At 72.1% G+C, this 15,587-nt stretch carries 15 protein-coding genes and 1 tRNA gene; 13 read left to right on the top strand and 3 right to left on the bottom strand.

Features of this window, described 5'->3' with window-relative positions:
* Window positions 1-14 precede the first annotated feature (14 nt).
* The 8 genes from AB0H21_RS04100 to AB0H21_RS04065 all read left to right on the top strand — a co-directional run bounded on the left by AB0H21_RS04100 (window position 15) and on the right by AB0H21_RS04065 (window position 10,152).
* Entirely contained in the window at window positions 15-3,131 is a 3,117-nt protein-coding gene (locus tag AB0H21_RS04100; protein ID WP_358511284.1) for an Rne/Rng family ribonuclease, read from the top strand.
* 188 nt (window positions 3,132-3,319) lie between these two features.
* Complete coding sequence (rplU, locus tag AB0H21_RS04095) at window positions 3,320-3,634, top strand: 50S ribosomal protein L21 (RefSeq protein ID WP_114032603.1); 315 nt, start codon at window positions 3,320-3,322, stop codon at window positions 3,632-3,634.
* 12 nt (window positions 3,635-3,646) lie between these two features.
* Window positions 3,647-3,904: a 50S ribosomal protein L27 gene (gene rpmA / locus AB0H21_RS04090; protein ID WP_184979518.1), complete on the top strand. Its 258-nt coding sequence runs from the start codon at window positions 3,647-3,649 to the stop codon at window positions 3,902-3,904.
* Between the two features lie 217 nt (window positions 3,905-4,121).
* Complete coding sequence (gene obgE / locus AB0H21_RS04085) at window positions 4,122-5,474, top strand: GTPase ObgE (protein ID WP_358511280.1); 1,353 nt, start codon at window positions 4,122-4,124, stop codon at window positions 5,472-5,474.
* Between the two features lie 85 nt (window positions 5,475-5,559).
* Window positions 5,560-6,711, top strand: a complete 1,152-nt coding sequence (gene proB / locus AB0H21_RS04080) for a glutamate 5-kinase (RefSeq protein WP_358511277.1) — start codon at window positions 5,560-5,562, stop codon at window positions 6,709-6,711.
* The gene (locus tag AB0H21_RS04075) at window positions 6,704-7,993 is read left to right on the top strand and encodes a glutamate-5-semialdehyde dehydrogenase (RefSeq protein WP_358511274.1); all 1,290 of its coding nucleotides are present in this window, start codon (window positions 6,704-6,706) and stop codon (window positions 7,991-7,993) included. Before proB ends, AB0H21_RS04075 begins: the two co-directional genes overlap by 8 nt.
* A 50-nt stretch (window positions 7,994-8,043) precedes the next feature.
* Window positions 8,044-8,223, top strand: coding sequence for a hypothetical protein (locus AB0H21_RS04070; RefSeq protein WP_358511271.1), 180 nt, complete (start codon window positions 8,044-8,046; stop codon window positions 8,221-8,223).
* Between the two features lie 129 nt (window positions 8,224-8,352).
* A complete protein-coding gene (locus AB0H21_RS04065; RefSeq protein WP_358511268.1) occupies window positions 8,353-10,152 on the top strand; it encodes a protein kinase in 1,800 nt (599 codons plus the stop codon).
* A gap of 195 nt (window positions 10,153-10,347) precedes the next feature.
* Here the strand turns inward: AB0H21_RS04065 and AB0H21_RS04060 are convergent, their stop codons facing one another.
* A complete protein-coding gene (locus AB0H21_RS04060) occupies window positions 10,348-11,364 on the bottom strand; it encodes a M48 family metallopeptidase (RefSeq protein ID WP_358511265.1) in 1,017 nt (338 codons plus the stop codon).
* Window positions 11,365-11,518: 154 nt separating this feature from the next.
* Here AB0H21_RS04060 and nadD point away from each other — a divergent pair, with 154 nt between their 5' ends.
* The 4 genes from nadD to AB0H21_RS04040 all read left to right on the top strand — a co-directional run bounded on the left by nadD (window position 11,519) and on the right by AB0H21_RS04040 (window position 13,772).
* Complete coding sequence (gene nadD / locus AB0H21_RS04055) at window positions 11,519-12,124, top strand: nicotinate-nucleotide adenylyltransferase (RefSeq protein ID WP_358511262.1); 606 nt, start codon at window positions 11,519-11,521, stop codon at window positions 12,122-12,124.
* A gap of 52 nt (window positions 12,125-12,176) precedes the next feature.
* Entirely contained in the window at window positions 12,177-12,584 is a 408-nt protein-coding gene (rsfS, locus tag AB0H21_RS04050; RefSeq protein ID WP_358511259.1) for a ribosome silencing factor, read from the top strand.
* A complete protein-coding gene (locus AB0H21_RS04045) occupies window positions 12,577-13,233 on the top strand; it encodes a histidine phosphatase family protein (protein WP_358511256.1) in 657 nt (218 codons plus the stop codon). Before rsfS ends, AB0H21_RS04045 begins: the two co-directional genes overlap by 8 nt.
* A 260-nt stretch (window positions 13,234-13,493) precedes the next feature.
* Complete coding sequence (locus AB0H21_RS04040; protein ID WP_358511253.1) at window positions 13,494-13,772, top strand: hypothetical protein; 279 nt, start codon at window positions 13,494-13,496, stop codon at window positions 13,770-13,772.
* Between the two features lie 40 nt (window positions 13,773-13,812).
* On the opposite strand, the gene AB0H21_RS04035 is transcribed toward AB0H21_RS04040, so the two are convergent.
* Complete coding sequence (locus tag AB0H21_RS04035; RefSeq protein ID WP_358511250.1) at window positions 13,813-14,241, bottom strand: PPOX class F420-dependent oxidoreductase; 429 nt, start codon at window positions 14,239-14,241, stop codon at window positions 13,813-13,815.
* A gap of 150 nt (window positions 14,242-14,391) precedes the next feature.
* Here AB0H21_RS04035 and AB0H21_RS04030 point away from each other — a divergent pair.
* A tRNA-Ala gene (locus AB0H21_RS04030) sits at window positions 14,392-14,464 on the top strand.
* Window positions 14,465-14,803: 339 nt separating this feature from the next.
* On the opposite strand, the gene AB0H21_RS04025 is transcribed toward AB0H21_RS04030, so the two are convergent.
* On the bottom strand, window positions 14,804-15,553 hold the full coding sequence (locus AB0H21_RS04025) for a GntR family transcriptional regulator (RefSeq protein ID WP_358511247.1): 750 nt from the start codon (window positions 15,551-15,553) through the stop codon (window positions 14,804-14,806).
* Window positions 15,554-15,587: the final 34 nt, after the last annotated feature.

Genomic DNA, 15,587 nt, shown 5'->3' with positions numbered 1-15,587 from the left:
GGGAGAACGCCCGCATGCTCGACAACGAGCCCGTTGTCGGGGCCTTCGGCCCTGACGGGGATATAACAGCACAGCAAGAAACGAAGCCGGTGCGCCGCCGTGCGGCGAGCCGCCCGGCCGGCCCGCCGCCGGAGGAACCGGAGCTTCCTGCCGCCCCGGTGAGCGCCGCGCAGGCCGCGGTCGTCGCGGAGCCCGCGCCCGCCGCCCCGGCGTCGTCCCAGGTGGAGGCCGGTGTCGCGGAGGCGTCCGAGCCCGCCGTGGCCGAGGCGCCCGTCAAGCGCACCCGCACCCGGCGCGTGGTCGCCAAGGATGCCGACGGCGCCGAGGCTCCCGCCAAGCCCGCCCGGGCGTCCAGGGCCAAGGCCGCGAAGGAAGCGGCCCAGGACGCGGAGGAGGCCGCCGAGGGCGCGGAGGTCCCCGGCGTCGCCGAGACCGCCGAAGCCGACGCCCCCGCGGCGCCCGTGCGGCGCACGCGCACACGGGCCACCAGGAAGACCGCCGAGGCCGCCGCCCCGGCCCAGCCCGAGGCCGGCACGGAGGCCGCTGCCCCGGCCGAGCCGGTCGCGCCCGCCGTGTCCGAGCCGCTCCCGGGCGTCGCCGAAGCCGTCCAGGCCGTCCAGGCCGCCGAGGCCGTGGTCGCGCCGCCGCGCCGCCGCCGCGTGCGCAAGGCCACCGACGCGCCGGTCCCGCCCGAGTTCCCCGAGGTCCAGGCGGTGCGATCCAGCGTCGAGAAGGCCGCCAAGGCCGAGGTCGCCGCGGCGCTCGCCGAGTCGATGCCCGTGGACGAGCCGCTGGATGACGAGCCCGTGGGCGAGGACGTGGACACCCTCCAGGACACCGCCGACGAGACCGCGGACAATGCCGACGACGCCGCCGAGAAGGACGTCGAGGAGCCCGGGGCCCAGAGGTCGCTGTTCGCCGACCCGTTCGGGCTGAGCGCGATGGCCGAGGCGCGCCTCGCGGCCCCCACCGTCGCCTTCCAAGCGCCCGCCGCGGTGTTCCAGCCGATCTTCCAGGCGCCCGAGCCCCGCGCCGCCGTCCCGCCCGTCGTGCTCCCGCCGCAGCAGCGTCCTGAGCTCGCCGACGAACAGCCCGAAGAGGCCGAGGACTCCGCCGAGACCGCCGCCGACGATGACGACAGTGACGACAGTGACGACGAGGCCGGTGGCCGCCGCCGTCGCCGCCGCAGGGGCGGCCGTGGCCGGGGCAGGGTGCGCGGCGAGCACGACGAGACCGAGGACGTCGACGACCTCGACGACGAGGCGCGTGCCGTGGCGGACGAGCAGGCCGAGCAGGACGCCGACGTCGAGGCGTCGCGCGGCTCCCGCGACGGCTCCCGTGACAGGGACGCCGACCTCGACGACGAGGAGGCCGGTTCGTCCTCGCGCCGCCGCCGGCGCCGTCGCCGCAGGGGCGGGGACGACGCCGAGGCGACCTCCGACGACCCGCCGAACACCGTGGTGCGCATCCGCGCCCCCCGCGCCGGCCGCTCCACCTCGGTGGACGAGGTGCAGGGTTTCCGCGGCTCCACGCGCCTGGAGGCCAAGAAGCAGCGCCGCCGCGAGGGCCGCGAGCAGGGGCGCCGCCGCCCGCCGGTGATCACCGAGTCGGAGTTCCTGGCGCGCCGCGAGTCCGTCGAGCGCGTCATGGTCGTCCGCCGCCAGGGTGGGCGCACCCAGATCGCGGTGCTCGAGGACGGCGTGCTGGTCGAGCACTACGTCGACCGCGAGTCCAGCCAGTCCTACGTCGGCAACGTCTACCTGGGCAAGGTCCAGAACGTCCTGCCGTCGATGGAGGCCGCGTTCATCGACGTCGGCAAGGGCCGCAACGCCGTCCTGTACGCCGGCGAGGTCAACTTCGACACCGCCGGGCTGGAGGGCCAGCCCAAGCGCATCGAGGCGGCGCTGAAGTCGGGCCAGTCGGTGCTCGTGCAGGTCACCAAGGACCCGATGGGGCACAAGGGCGCGCGCCTGACCAGCCAGATCAGCCTGCCCGGCCGCTACCTGGTGTACGTGCCGGACGGTTCGATGACCGGCATCAGCCGCAAGCTCCCCGACAAGGAGCGCACCAGGCTCAAGACCATCCTGAAGAAGGTCATGCCGGAGAACGCCGGTGTGATCGTCAGGACGGCGGCCGAGGGCGCGTCCGAGGACGAGCTGAACCGCGACGTCGCGCGCTTGTCGGCGCAGTGGGAGAACATCCAGCGCAAGGCCAAGTCGGCGAGCCCGCCCGAGCTGCTGTACTCCGAGCCGGACCTCACCATCCGCGTGGTCCGCGACGTCTTCAACGAGGACTTCTCCTCGCTGGTGGTCGCCGGCGACGAGGCCTGGGGCACGGTGGACGAGTACGTCCGGTACGTCGCGCCGCACCTGGCCGACCGCCTGACCAAGTGGGAGGACGGCGACGTGTTCGCCGCCTACCGCGTCGACGAGCAGATCGCCAAGGCGATGGAGCGCAAGGTGTGGCTGCCGAGCGGCGGCTCCCTGGTGATCGACCGCACCGAGGCGATGACGGTCGTCGACGTCAACACCGGCAAGTTCACCGGCCAGGGCGGGAACCTCGAGGAGACCGTCACCAAGAACAACCTGGAGGCGGCCGAGGAGATAGTCCGCCAGCTCAGGCTGCGGGACATCGGCGGCATCATCGTCATCGACTTCATCGACATGGTGCTGGAGAGCAACCGCGACCTGGTGCTGCGGCGCATGCTGGAGTGCCTGGCCCGCGACCGCACCAAGCACCAGGTGGCCGAGGTCACCTCGCTGGGGCTGGTGCAGATGACCCGCAAGCGGGTCGGCCAGGGCCTGCTGGAGGCGTTCTCCACGCAGTGTGACTGCTGCAACGGGCGCGGGCTGATCGTCTCGACCGAGCCGGTCGAGGCCAAGCCCGAGCCGCGGGGCACGCAGGGCAAGATGGCGATCGAGAAGGCCGTGGCCGAGAAGCTGGACAAGGCCAAGACCGAAGCCGACAAGATCCTCAAGGACGGCGGGGCCGCGGTCGTCGCCAACGGCGTGGTCGTCCGCGACAGCGTGACCGACGTGCTCGGCGGCTCCGACGAGGGCGGTTCCCAGCCGTCCGCACGGGGGCGTCGCCGCTCACGTAAGGTCACCAGACCGGCAGGGCCGGCCGAATAGGCCGGCGACCCGGCGTACCGTCCGGTTCGACCAAGACACCTACGATCCGGTATCCTGGTCAATCGGTGCGTCCGGTGGCGCGCCCAGCTACGCGCGCCTACTCGGTTCGCCGGTCGTGTTATCGACGGGAGCTGGATGCAAGCGGCGCAGCGTTCAGCGAAGCAATCAGCCAGGAGAAGGGTTCCGCGGTGTACGCGATCGTTCGTTGCGGCGGCAGGCAGCAGAAGGTCTCCGTCGGTGACGTCCTCGAGGTGGACAAGGTCGCCGGTGAGGTCGGCTCCACGGTGTCGCTGTCGCCGGTGCTCGTCGTCAACGACGGCGATGTCACCACAGACGCTGCCACGCTTGGCAAGTTCGAGGTGACCGCCGAGATTCTCGGGGAGACCAAGGGCCCCAAGATCCGCATCCTCAAGTACAAGAACAAGACCGGTTACAAGAAGCGCCAGGGTCACCGCCAGCGGTACACCCAGGTGAAGGTGACCGCCATCAACCCCGGGAAGTAGTGGTAGCGAACCATGGCACACAAGAAGGGCGCCTCGTCCACCCGGAACGGCCGTGACTCCAACGCCCAGCGGCTCGGCGTCAAGCGTTTCGGTGGCCAGCTCGTCAACGCCGGCGAGATCATCGTCCGCCAGCGCGGCACCCACTTCCACCCGGGTGACAACGTCGGCCGCGGTGGCGACGACACGCTGTTCGCGCTCGTCGCGGGCCACGTGCAGTTCGGCAACAAGCGCGGGCGCCGCGCTGTGAGCATCGTCCCGGCCGCGGAGTAATCCGCCTACCGGGAACGACACGGAACACGGCCCTCAGGCCGCGCGTGGGGCGCGGCGGCGAGGGCCGGCAGTCGCGTTGATGAGGCGGATCGACTTCTCGATCCGCCTCATCGTCGTGAGGGCGCGCATATCAGTGCGACGCCACGAGGGGGCGCCCGCCGAGCGCGGCGGAGCGGCGGCGTGGGCCGCGAGGACACGCCGATGAGAGGGAGTGACGGTGGCCGAGTTCGTGGACCAGGTGGTCCTGTACGTCAAGGCAGGTGACGGGGGCAACGGCTGCGCGTCGATCCACCGCGAGAAGTTCAAGCCGCTCGGCGGCCCCGACGGCGGCAACGGCGGCCGCGGGGGCGACGTGATCCTGGAGGTCGACTCCAACACCTCCACCCTGCTCGACTACCACCACCGCCCCCACCGCAAGGCCGGCAACGGCAAGCAGGGCATGGGCTCCAACCGCGACGGCGCCACCGGCGAGGACGTCGTGCTGAAGGTCCCCAATGGCACGGTGGTGAAGGACGCCAAGAGCGGCGAGGTGCTGGTCGACCTGGTCGGCGCCGGCACCCGCTACGTCGTCGCCCAGGGCGGCTTCGGAGGGCTCGGCAACGCCGCGCTGGCCTCCACCAAGCGCAAGGCCCCCGGGTTCGCGCTGCTCGGCGAGGACGGCGACGACCGCGAGGTCGTCCTGGAGCTGAAGACCGTCGCGGACGTCGCGCTGGTCGGGTACCCGAACGCGGGCAAGTCCTCCCTGATCGCCGCGCTGAGCGCCGCCCGTCCCAAGATCGCCGACTACCCGTTCACCACGCTCGTCCCCAACCTCGGCGTCGTGACCGCGGGCGAGACGGTGTTCACCGTCGCCGACGTCCCGGGCCTGATCCCGGGCGCCTCGCAGGGCCGCGGGCTGGGCCACGAGTTCCTGCGCCACGTCGAGCGGTGCTCGACGATCGTCCACGTGCTCGACTGCGCGACGATCGAGCCGGGACGCGACCCGCTGACCGACTTCCAGGTCATCGAGGGCGAGCTGGCGGCCTACGGCGAGCTGGACGACCGCCCGCGCCTGGCCGTGCTGAACAAGACCGACGTGCCCGACGCCCGCGACCTCGCCGAGATGGTGCGCCCGATGCTGGAGGAGCGCGGGCTGCGCATATTCACGATCTCCGCGGCCACCCACGAGGGCCTGCGGGAACTGTCGTTCGCCATGGCCGAGATGGTGGCCGCCGCCCGCGCCGCCAAGCCCGTCGAGGAGCCGACGCGGCTGGTCATCCGGCCCAGGCAGTACGGCGAGACCGGGTTCGAGGTCCGCCGGGTCGACGAGCACACCTTCCAGGTCACCGGCGAGAAGCCCGAGCGCTGGATCCGCCAGACCGACTTCTCCAACGACGAGGCCGTGGGATACCTCGCCGACCGGCTGGAGCGGCTCGGCATCGAGAAGGCGCTCGCCGAGGCCGGGGCCACCGAGGGCGCCGAGGTCGTGATCGGGCCGATGGAGGGCGGCTACATCTTCGACTGGCATCCCACCCTGGACGCCGCCGCGGCCCACCAGGGCCCGCGGGGAACGGACAACCGCATCGGGTAGACGGCCTCCGGCGACCGGCCGGAGGCGAGGCGAGGCCGCGCCGGTGAGCACCGTCGCGGCAGGGCAGTGGCAGGAAAGGTGTGAAGTGGACAACGCGGGTCGGGAGCGGGTCGCCGCCGCGGCACGTCTGGTCGTCAAGATCGGCTCGTCCTCGCTGACGACCCCCGACGGCACGATCAACGTCGACCGGGTTGACGCCCTGGTGGACGTGCTGGCCGCCCGGGCGCGCACGGGCACGCAGATCATCCTGGTCTCCTCCGGCGCCATCGCCGCGGGCCTCGGCCCGCTCGGGCTGAGCGCCCGTCCCCGCGACCTGGCGACCCAGCAGGCCGCCGCCTCGGTCGGGCAGGGCGTGCTCGTCGCCCGGTACACCTCGTCCTTCGCCCGCTACGGCCTGCGCGTCGGCCAGGTCCTGCTCACCGCCGACGACATGATGCGCCGCTCCCACCACCGCAACGCCCAGCGCACACTGGCGCGCCTGCTGGAGCTCGGCATCGTCCCGGTCGTGAACGAGAACGACACGGTCGCCACCGACGAGATCCGCTTCGGCGACAACGACCGCCTGGCCGCCCTGGTGGCCCATCTGACCCACGCCGACGCGCTCGTGCTGCTGTCGGACGTGGACGCCCTGTACGACGGCGACCCGCGCCAGCCGGGGGCCCGGCGCATCCCCCTGGTGCGCGGGCCGGAGGACCTGGAGGGCGTCGAGCTCGGCCGTTCCGGGCGGGTCGGCACCGGCGGCATGATCACCAAGGTGGAGGCCGCGCGCATCGCCACCGGCGCGGGCGTGCCGGTGGTCCTCACCGCCGCCGCCCACGCAGCCCACGCCGTGGCGGGACGGGACGTCGGGACGTTCTTCCAGCCGGACGGCCGCCACCCCGGCACGCGCCTGCTCTGGCTGGCCCACGCCACCACCGGCCGGGGCCGCCTGCACCTGGACGCCGGGGCCGTCGAGGCCGTGGTGAGCCGGCGCAAGTCCCTGCTGCCGGCCGGGGTGACACTGGTGGAGGGTGAGTTCACCGCAGGCGACCCCGTCGACCTGTACAGCCCGCACGGCACGCCCGTGGCCCGGGGCCTGGTGAACTTCGACGCGGTGGAGATCCCCGACCTGCTGGGCCGGTCCACGCGCGAACTGGCCGCGAGCCTCGGCCCGGAGTACGAACGCGAGCTGATCCACCGCGACGACATCGTCATACTCGATCCCATCACCGAGAGCAGGAGCGCGAGGCATGTCTGAGGCAGAAGACTTCATCAGGGTCGCCCACGCCGCCAGGGAGGCCGCCGCCGGGCTGGCGCCGCTGCCGCGCGCTCCCAAGGACGCCGCGCTGCGGGCGATCGCCGACGCGCTCGTGGCCCGGGCCAAGGAGATCGTCGAGGCCAACGCGCTCGACATCGAGGCCGCGCGCGCGTCCGGCACCGCCGAGACGATGATCGACCGGCTGCGCCTGGACGAGAAGCGGATCGCGTCCATCGCCGCGGCGGTCCGCGAGGTGGCCGACCTGCCCGACCCGGTCGGCGAGGTCGTCCGGGGCGGCACCCTGCCGAACGGGCTGGAGCTGCGCCAGATCCGCGTGCCTCTCGGCGTCGTCGGCATCATCTACGAGGGCCGCCCCAACGTCACGGTCGACGCCGCCGCGCTGTGCCTCAAGAGCGGCAACGCGGTGCTGCTGCGCGGCTCCTCCAGCGCCTACCGCTCCAACACGGTCCTGGTCGAGGTCATGCGGGAGGCGCTGCGGGGAACCGAGGTGCCCGCCGACGCCGTGCGGCTCGTGCCCGGCACCACCCGCGAGTCGGTCAAGCACCTCATGCGCGCCCGCGGGCTGGTCGACGTCCTGATCCCGCGCGGCGGCGCCTCGCTGATCAACGCGGTGGTCGAGGAGTCCACGGTCCCGGTGATCGAGACGGGCGTCGGCAACTGCCACGTCTACGTCGACGCCGACGCCGATCTGGACCTGGCCCTGGAGATCCTGGTCAACGCCAAGGTCCAGCGTCCGTCGGTGTGCAACGCGGCCGAGACGTTCCTGGTGCACGCCGCGGTCGCCGACGCGTTCGTCCCGGCCGCCCTGGCCCGGCTCGCCGCCGAGGGGGTGACCGTGCACGGGGACGCGCGCGTCGCGGCGTACGGTGACGAGGTCGTGCCCGCGGGCGACCAGGACTACCGGGACGAGTACCTCTCGCTGGACATCGCGGCCGCCGTCGTGGACTCGTTGGAGGACGCCGTCGCCCACATCCGGCGGTACGGCTCGGCGCACACCGACGCGATCGTCACCCGATCCCAGGGGGCGGCCCGCAGGTTCGTCTCCCTGGTGGACTCGGCGGCGGTGGCGGTGAACGCCTCCACCCGGTTCACCGACGGCGGCGAGTTCGGGTTCGGGGCCGAGATCGGCATCTCCACGCAGAAGCTCCACGCCCGCGGGCCGATGGGCCTTCCCGAGCTGACCTCGACCAAGTGGGTCTACACCGGCGAGGGCCACCTGCGCACGTCCGCCGGCACCGTCATCGCGGGTGGCGGTAAGTAGTCGGCGCGTCGCTCCACGTGTCCGGCGTCCCGGGGCGCTTGACTGGTCTCATGGGACTCCTCTTCGCCGTCGGGTACGCCGTGGCGGTCGTCGTGGCGGCGGACCGGCTGATGCTGTGGCTGGAGCGGCGCGGGCACGTGAACTGGCGGCGCCGGGGCAGGAAGTCCCTGTCCGCGAGCCCCAGCGCCCGCCTGGACAGCCTTTTCGAGGAGCCGCCCCGCCCCCGGTAGCCCTCCCGGGGCAGGCCGGTACGGGTGGGATGCGGTACGTGTCCGCACATGTCCGGAAAAAACCCGTGGCGTGACGCCCGGCGCGCCGCCGTTGCTCGCGGGCGGATCGGCGCTATGGTGGCGTTCCCTATGGGTCAACGGCGCCTGGGCGGGCTCGGCAGAGTCGGCCCGTACTCCATGGTTGAGCGCCTCGGCCGCGGTGGCATGGGCGAGGTCTATCTCGCCGTCGGCAAGCGCGGGGCGAAGGTCGCCGTCAAGATCCTTCGCGACCCCATCGGAGACGATCCCGATGCGCGATTAAGGCTCGACCGCGAGGTGCGGGCGCTGCGGCGGGTCGCGAGCCCGTACGTCGCCCGGGTCCTGGACTGCGACCTGTCCGGCGACCGTCCCTACCTCGTCATGGAGCACATCGAGGGGGAGACCCTCCTGGACGCGGTCCGGCGCGGCGGCCCCCTGTCGGGCGCGCCGCTGGTCGACCTCGCCCGGGGACTCGCCACCGCGATCGCGATCATCCACGCGTCCGGGGTCATCCACCGCGACGTGAAACCGGCCAACGTGGTGCTCGGGCCGGACGGTCCCGTGCTGATCGACTTCGGCATCGCGCAGGTATCGGACGCGACCCGCCTTACGATGACCGGCACGTTCCTCGGCACGCCCGGCTACTCCGCGCCGGAGGTGTTCGCCGAGGAGTCCGTCGGCGAGCCGTCCGACGTCCACTCGTGGGCGGCCACGGTCGCGTTCGCGGCCACCGGGCGCCCGACGTTCGGCCGGGGCACGGTCGAGGCGCAGATGTACGCCGTGCTAAACGGGCGCGCCGACCTCGCCGGGGTGCCCGGCTCGCTGCTGCCGCTGGTCCGGGCGGCGCTGCACCGCGAGCCGGACAAGCGGCCCACCGCCGCGCTGCTCGCCGACCGGCTGTCCCGCCTGGCCCGCGCCACGGCCCCCGCCACGCCCGGCGTCCCCGTCGCCGGACGGCCGCGGGCCGACGCCGCCCCGGGCAAGACGCGGGCCGACGCCGCGCCGTCCAAGACGCGGGCCGACGCCGCGCCGGGCAAGACACGAGCCGACGCCGGCGGTCCCGCGCGGACGCGTGCCGAGGCCGGCCGTCCGCGTTCTGAGGAGGCGGCGGGGGCCCGCGCGGACGACCCGCCCACCCGCGAGGACGGGGCCGCGGACACGCCGTCCGGCGCGCGCAAGAAGCCCGCCATCCCGGGCCGCCGACCTCCCCGCCCCCCGGCGGGGCGTCGCGGCGAGGGGACCGGCACGCTGGCCGGACCAGGGGAGAGAGCACGGCGAACCGCCGCGAACGTGAAGGAGAACGTCAAAGAGAAGGCGAAGAAAGGCGTGCGCCGGTCGGTGCTCGGCGCCGAGGCTGCCAGGTCCGCTCCGTCGGCGGGTTCCTCGCCGCCGGGCAGCGCCGTGCTCGTCGTGCTCGCCATGGTGGCCATCCCCTGCGTCGTGGCCTCGGTGATCTGGCCCCTGGCGACGTTCGCGATCACGACGTCGTTCTGCGTGCTCGCCCGCGCGTGGTGGGGAGGCCACTGGCTGGTCCGGAGGCAAAGGTCGGCCCGGGTCCGGGGCACCGTCCGCCTGGTGACGTTCCCCGTCGCCCTGGCCGGGGCGGCGCTCACCGCGGCCGTCTGGCCCGGCCTGCCCGCCTCCGCCATCGCCGCCTCGGCGTTCTGGGTGACCGCCGGAGGGCACATCGACGACGGCTGGTGGACATCGGCGGGCCCGATGACGGTGGCGGGGGTGGTGTTCGGCGTGGTCTGCGGCGGAATCGTCGGCCGGGAGGTCGAGCGCATCGGCGGCCACGTGCCGGACCTGCGCAGGGAGGGCCTGCGCGCGTTGGCCGTCCTCGGCGGGTTCGTCGCGTTGTGCGCGGCGGCCGTCCGCGTGCTGGCGTGGGTGATCCCGCACGCCCTGTGATCGCGCACGCCCTGCTGAGCCGAACCCCTGTTAAGCCGTACGCCCTGTCAAGCCGTACTGCTGAGCCGTACGTCCGGTCGAACCCGTGTGCCCCGTCGACCCGCGTGCCCTGTGTACCCGGCCAGGCCGCACCTCAGGACCGGCGGCGCCGCTCAGGGGCGCGCCGCCGGGCCCGGCCGGGAACCACGGGCCCGCTCAGTTGTCCCTGCGGGCGAACCTGTTGAAGATACGCTCACCGGCGTTGACGGCGCCCTCGGCGACATCGCGCAGCACGCCGATGAACGGGTCCTGGGACTGCGCCCACGACTCACGGTAGGAACGCGCGGCGGCCTTGACCTCCTCGGAGACGCTGGCGTTGGCGTCGTCCTCGCGGCGCGGGTAGTTGCCCGCCAGGATGGCCTCGTACTCGCCGCCCCGCCGCCAGCGGTCCAACTCGGCCACGCGCATCACCGCGAACGGGTGGGTGCTGCCGAGCAGGTTGAGGACCTTGAGCAGGCCGTCGCGCACGTCACCGGCGGTGTCGTACTCGCGGGCCTGGTCGAGGAAGGCCTCGATGTTCATCTCGTGCAGGCGCGAGCCGCCGGCGAGCTTCATCAGCGCGCGCATGGACGCCTCGGGGTCCTGGCCGCAGAGCAGACCGCCACGGTCGGCGGAGAGCTCGGCCTTGCGGTGCCATTCCTCGAGGGCGGTGACGATGATGCGCAGGCCGATGTAGCCCAGCGGGATCCACGCCACGCGGGTGGCGAGGCGGGTGAGGATCGCCAGCATCGTGCCGTACACGGCGTGCCCCGACAGGATGTGCGAGGTCTCGTGCCCGACGACGAAACGCAGCTCCTCCTCGTCCATGAGGTCGAGCAGGCCGGTGTTGATGACGATGAACGGGTCGTCGAAGCCGATGGCCATGGCGTTCGGCTGCGGGTCCTGCTGGACGTAGATCTCCGGGATCCGGTGGAGGTCCAGCAGGTAGGCGCTGTCGCGTCCCATGTCGTACAGGGCGCGGAACTGGGTCTCGCTCGCCCGCACGGACGACGCGAGGAACATCAGCCGCAGGCGACGCTCGCTGAACAGGCCCGACATGCGCTTGAGCACGGAGTCGAAGCCCGACAGGGAGCGCATCGCGACCAGAGCGGACCGGTCAGCTGGATGTTCGTACGCCCGGGAGCTGATGCCGGGCAGCTGTACACGGTTGCGATCCGGGGTGGTGGTGGTCATGGTCGGCATGCTACGTCCGGGGGACTGCCCGTGCGCGGCGATGCAAACCGCGTTCGGGTGAGCTTATGCCCCTCAGATCCGATAGGGATGGCGCGGGGCTCGCGGAGGGGGGTGGCCGCCGGTGCGCGCCGCGCCGCGCGTTAGTGTCCCTCGCATGAGAAACGGGGCTCCCATCAGGCGACTCGGCATCATGGGCGGGACGTTCGACCCCATCCATCACGGCCACCTGGTCGCCGCGAGCGAGGTCGCCCACCACTTCGATCTCGACGAGGTGGTGTTCGTCCCCACCGGGCAGCCGTGGCAGAAGGCGGACCAGGCCGTGTCCGCCGTGGAGGACCGCTACCTGATGACGGTCATCGCCACCGCGTCCAACCCGCGGTTCTCGGTCAGCAGGGTCGACGTCGATCGTCCGGGGCCGACGTTCACGATCGACACACTGCGCGAGATCGCCGCGATCTACGGCCCGGACGCCGAGTTGTACTTCATCACGGGCGCCGACGCGCTGGCGCAGATCTTGAGCTGGCGTGATGTCGACGAGCTCTTCACCATGGCCCATTTCGTAGGCTGTACTCGTCCGGGGCATGTGCTCCACGACCCCGGGCTCCCGAAGGGAAAGGTCAGCCTCATCGAGATACCGGCGCTCGCGATCTCGTCCTCGGAATGCCGTCAGCGTGTGGCCGCGGGCGAGCCGATCTGGTATCTGGTTCCCGACGGGATTGTTCAGTACATCAACAAGCGGGGACTATACCGGGCATCCTGATAATAGGAAGCGCGGGACCTTAGTACGCCGCACAGGAGGAACAATCCACATCGTGACCGCATCGGAAAGATCGCTCCAGCTGGTGGCGCTGGCCGCCGAGGCCGCGGCCGAGAAGCTGGCCGACGACATCATCGCCTACGACGTGAGCGAGCAGCTCGTCATCACCGACGTCTTCCTGCTCTGCTCCGCCTCCAACGACCGTCAGGTCCGCGCCATCGTCGACGAGATCGAGGAGCGCCTGCGGATCGACGCCCACGCCAAGCCCGTCCGCCGGGAAGGCGAGCGCGAGGGCCGCTGGGTGCTGCTGGACTACCTCGACATCGTGGTCCACGTCCAGCACGAGGAGGACCGCACCTTCTACGCGCTGGAGCGCCTGTGGAAGGACTGCCCCGCCATCTCGCTCCCGGACTCCGTCACGCGGGTCCGAGCTCAGCGGGCTCGCGGGATGGCAGGTGAGTGACGGGCGGGGCGGAGCCCGCCGCATCGTCTTCTGGCGCCACGGCCAGACGCTCTGGAACGTCGAGCATCGCTTCCAGGGGCACACGGACATACCCCTGGACGAGACGGGCATCGCGCAGGCCGAGCGTGCCGCGTCGTTGCTCGCATCGCTGCGTCCGTCCCTGATCGTCTCCTCCCACCTGCGCCGCGCCCACGACACGGCCGCCGCGCTCGGTGGGCTCGTCGGGCTCGACGTCAAGGTCGACAAGGACCTGCGCGAGCGCGGAGGCGGCGAGTGGGAGGGCCTGACCCGCGCCGAGATCGCTGCGGGATGGCCCGTCCAGTACGCCGAATGGGAGGCCCCCGGCGGCGAGGCGGTGACCGAGGTCGCCGACCGCGTCGTGGCCGCCACCAAGCGCTGGATCGCGCACCTGGAGGAGGGCGGGCTGATGGTGATCGCCTCCCACGGAGCGGCGATCCGCCTCGGCGTCGCGCGGCTGCTCGGCCTCCCCGAAGAGCTGTGGCCCATCCTCGGCGGGCTTGCCAACTGCTCCTGGTCGGTGGTCCAGGAGGGGCGGCGCGGCTGGCGCCTCCTGGAGCACAACGCCGGCACCCTGCCCGAGCCGGTCAACAGCGACGACAAACCCGAGTTCGCCCCCGCCGCCACCTGAAACCTCGCGAGATGCCACCCGGCGCGGCCACACCCCGCGCCGGGCCCAGCCCGCGAAGCCAGCGCCTCCACGATCGTCAGCCCACGACCATGGACGGCGTCCACGTCCCGGGCGAGCTGTCGAGGCTCACCCGAGCCCCGATCGGTGACGCGTACACACATTGCGTGATGCGTTCGATCGGGATCGCGGCGTAGGGCGGCGAGGGGTGGGAAGCCGAAAACGCATTGCGGTGGATGGCGTGGACGCGTAACGATCGCGACGTGAAGATGCATGCCGATCAGTTGACGGTGTCACTTGAGACGGTGCGCGCGCTGGTGGATGAGCAGTACCCCGAGTGGCGGAGCATGCCCATCACGGGCATCGCCGCCCATGGGACGGTCAACGCCATCTTCCGCATCGGCGACCGCTTCACGGCTCGGTTCCCTCTCCAGGGCGGGCACGTCGATTCGATACGGCGCTGGCTGGAGTCCGAGGCGGAAGCAGCCCGCGAGTTGCCTGGCGGACAAATCGTCCGGCTGAGATTGAAAGGCCGGTCGTAGCGCTCACCCGGAATTCTTGGCGATATCGTCGGCGTGGTGCTCAGCGGATCTTCTGGCCGTACACGTGGTCGACGGTCATCGCCATGAGCACCCTGCGGTCGGACACCATGGCCGCCCGGTACTCGTCCCAGTCCGGGTGCTCGCCGGCGGCGCGGCGGTAGTAGTCCACCAGCGCCTCGACTTCGGGACCGTGGGGGTCGGTCCCCGGGCCGGTGAGCGTCGCGACGCCCTCGGCGGTGGCCCACGCCCCGCCGTCGGGGCTGGTGACCTCCAGCGTGGCCCGTGGATCCCGGCGCAGATTCGCCGTCTTGGCTCGTCCCTCGGCCATCGAGACGTAGATGACATCGGCCTCCGGGTCGTAGAAGGGCAGTACGGGGGAGAGCTGCGGGCGGCCGTCCGACTTGATCGTCGCGAGGACGCCGAGCCTGCTTTCCGCGAGAAGCGCGCGCGGGTCGTATGTGGCGGTCATGTCCTATGCCAAGGCGCGATCGGGTGCCGGCTATTCCTGGCGGTGCGGGGGCCGGCGTCCGCGCCCGGGTGAGGTGTCGATTAGGTGAATGGCCGGGTGTCGCTATATGCTCTCCGAGCGCCGCGACGGGAACACCCAGAGCGGTGACAAGGGGCTATAGCGCAGTTGGTAGCGCGCCTCCATGGCATGGAGGAGGTCTGGGGTTCGAATCCCCATAGCTCCACGTAAGTTGAGAAAATCGAAACCTGCCCCGTCTGATGGCGGGGCAGTTTCGTGTCCGGGCCCGGATCGCCCGCCGCGGCGCTGGTGACGTGCGTGAGGACGCCGGCCACGGGCTCTGCGGGCGCGTATGTGACCTGCTCGTCTTCGCGGCCGCACTCGGATGAAGGACCGGCGGCGCGCCTGCCGGCTGGGGAGGCTCCCTCTCCCCGGCGGCCGGCACGCCGCCATACGTGCCCCACCCCCGGGGCTGTGTACCTTCCCCCTTAAAGTCGTCCCGGTTTGTTTCGCCGGAGCGGTCGGTGAGTAACTTCCACGTCACAACCCCGCCCCGGGCCGGTCCTCAGCCGCCGAAAGGCGCGGGGGCCCGCCTCTTCCTGCGGCGGTTGTTCGGCAGGGGCTGCGGCGGCTCCTCCTCGCCGAGCTGGCTCAGGTAGAGGCGACGCGTCTGCTCGGTGTGGTCCTTCATGATCTCGCCGGCGCGGTCGGCGTCGCCGGCGGCGATGGCGTCGATCAGGGCGGTGTGCTCCTCCCAGGAGGCGCGGCCGCGCTGGCGGGCCACCGGGGTGTGGTACCAGCGCACCCTGCGCGAGACCTGGGCGGCCAGTTCGGCGAGCACGGTGTTGCCGGACAGCTCCATGACGGTCGCGTGCAGCTCGGAATTGATCGCGACGGCGTTGTCGATCTCGTCGGCCTCGATGGCGGTCAGGCCGCGCGCGCACAGGGCGCGCAGCTGGGCCACGCCCTCGTCGGTGCGGTTGCGGGCCGCGAGCGTGGCGGCCTCGGTCTCCAGGAGGGAACGGACGGCGAGGAGCTGGTCGGCCTCCTCGGCGGTGGGCGCGTGCACGAAGGCGCCGTGCCCGGGGTGCAGGTCCACCCAGCCTTCGCCGCTGAGCAGTTGGAGCGCCTCGCGGATGGGCTGGCGCGAGACGCCGAGCATCTCGGCCAGCTCGCTCTCGGCGAGGTGCTGGCCGGGGTGGAGGCTTCCGTTGATGATCAGCTCGAGGAGCGCCTCGAAGACGCTCTCGCGGAGCGGTACGGGACGCGCGATCCTGGGTGTGGATGCCTTCCCCGCCAGATCCGACCGCGGCATTTGTTCAACTCCAGTGGGGATTTTGTGTGGGCCG

The organism is Sphaerisporangium sp. NPDC051011 (assembly GCF_040653595.1).
Lineage (GTDB): Bacteria > Actinomycetota > Actinomycetes > Streptosporangiales > Streptosporangiaceae > Sphaerisporangium.
The sequence above is the reverse complement of the archived record's forward strand: the minus strand, read 5'-3'. Positions and strand labels throughout refer to the sequence as shown.

What these genes read in the sequence shown, in the direction of transcription:
- AB0H21_RS04100 (WP_358511284.1), top strand. Translation starts at nt 15, where the DNA reads ATGCTCGACAACGAGCCCGTTGTCGGGGCCTTCGGCCCTGACGGGGAT.
- rpmA (WP_184979518.1), top strand. Translation starts at nt 3,647, where the DNA reads ATGGCACACAAGAAGGGCGCCTCGTCCACCCGGAACGGCCGTGACTCC.
- AB0H21_RS04075 (WP_358511274.1), top strand. Translation starts at nt 6,704, where the DNA reads ATGTCTGAGGCAGAAGACTTCATCAGGGTCGCCCACGCCGCCAGGGAG.
- AB0H21_RS04070 (WP_358511271.1), top strand. Translation starts at nt 8,044, where the DNA reads ATGGGACTCCTCTTCGCCGTCGGGTACGCCGTGGCGGTCGTCGTGGCG.
- AB0H21_RS04065 (WP_358511268.1), top strand. Translation starts at nt 8,353, where the DNA reads ATGGGTCAACGGCGCCTGGGCGGGCTCGGCAGAGTCGGCCCGTACTCC.
- AB0H21_RS04060 (WP_358511265.1), bottom strand. Translation starts at nt 11,364, where the DNA reads ATGACCACCACCACCCCGGATCGCAACCGTGTACAGCTGCCCGGCATC.
- nadD (WP_358511262.1), top strand. Translation starts at nt 11,519, where the DNA reads ATGAGAAACGGGGCTCCCATCAGGCGACTCGGCATCATGGGCGGGACG.
- AB0H21_RS04035 (WP_358511250.1), bottom strand. Translation starts at nt 14,241, where the DNA reads ATGACCGCCACATACGACCCGCGCGCGCTTCTCGCGGAAAGCAGGCTC.
- AB0H21_RS04025 (WP_358511247.1), bottom strand. Translation starts at nt 15,553, where the DNA reads ATGCCGCGGTCGGATCTGGCGGGGAAGGCATCCACACCCAGGATCGCG.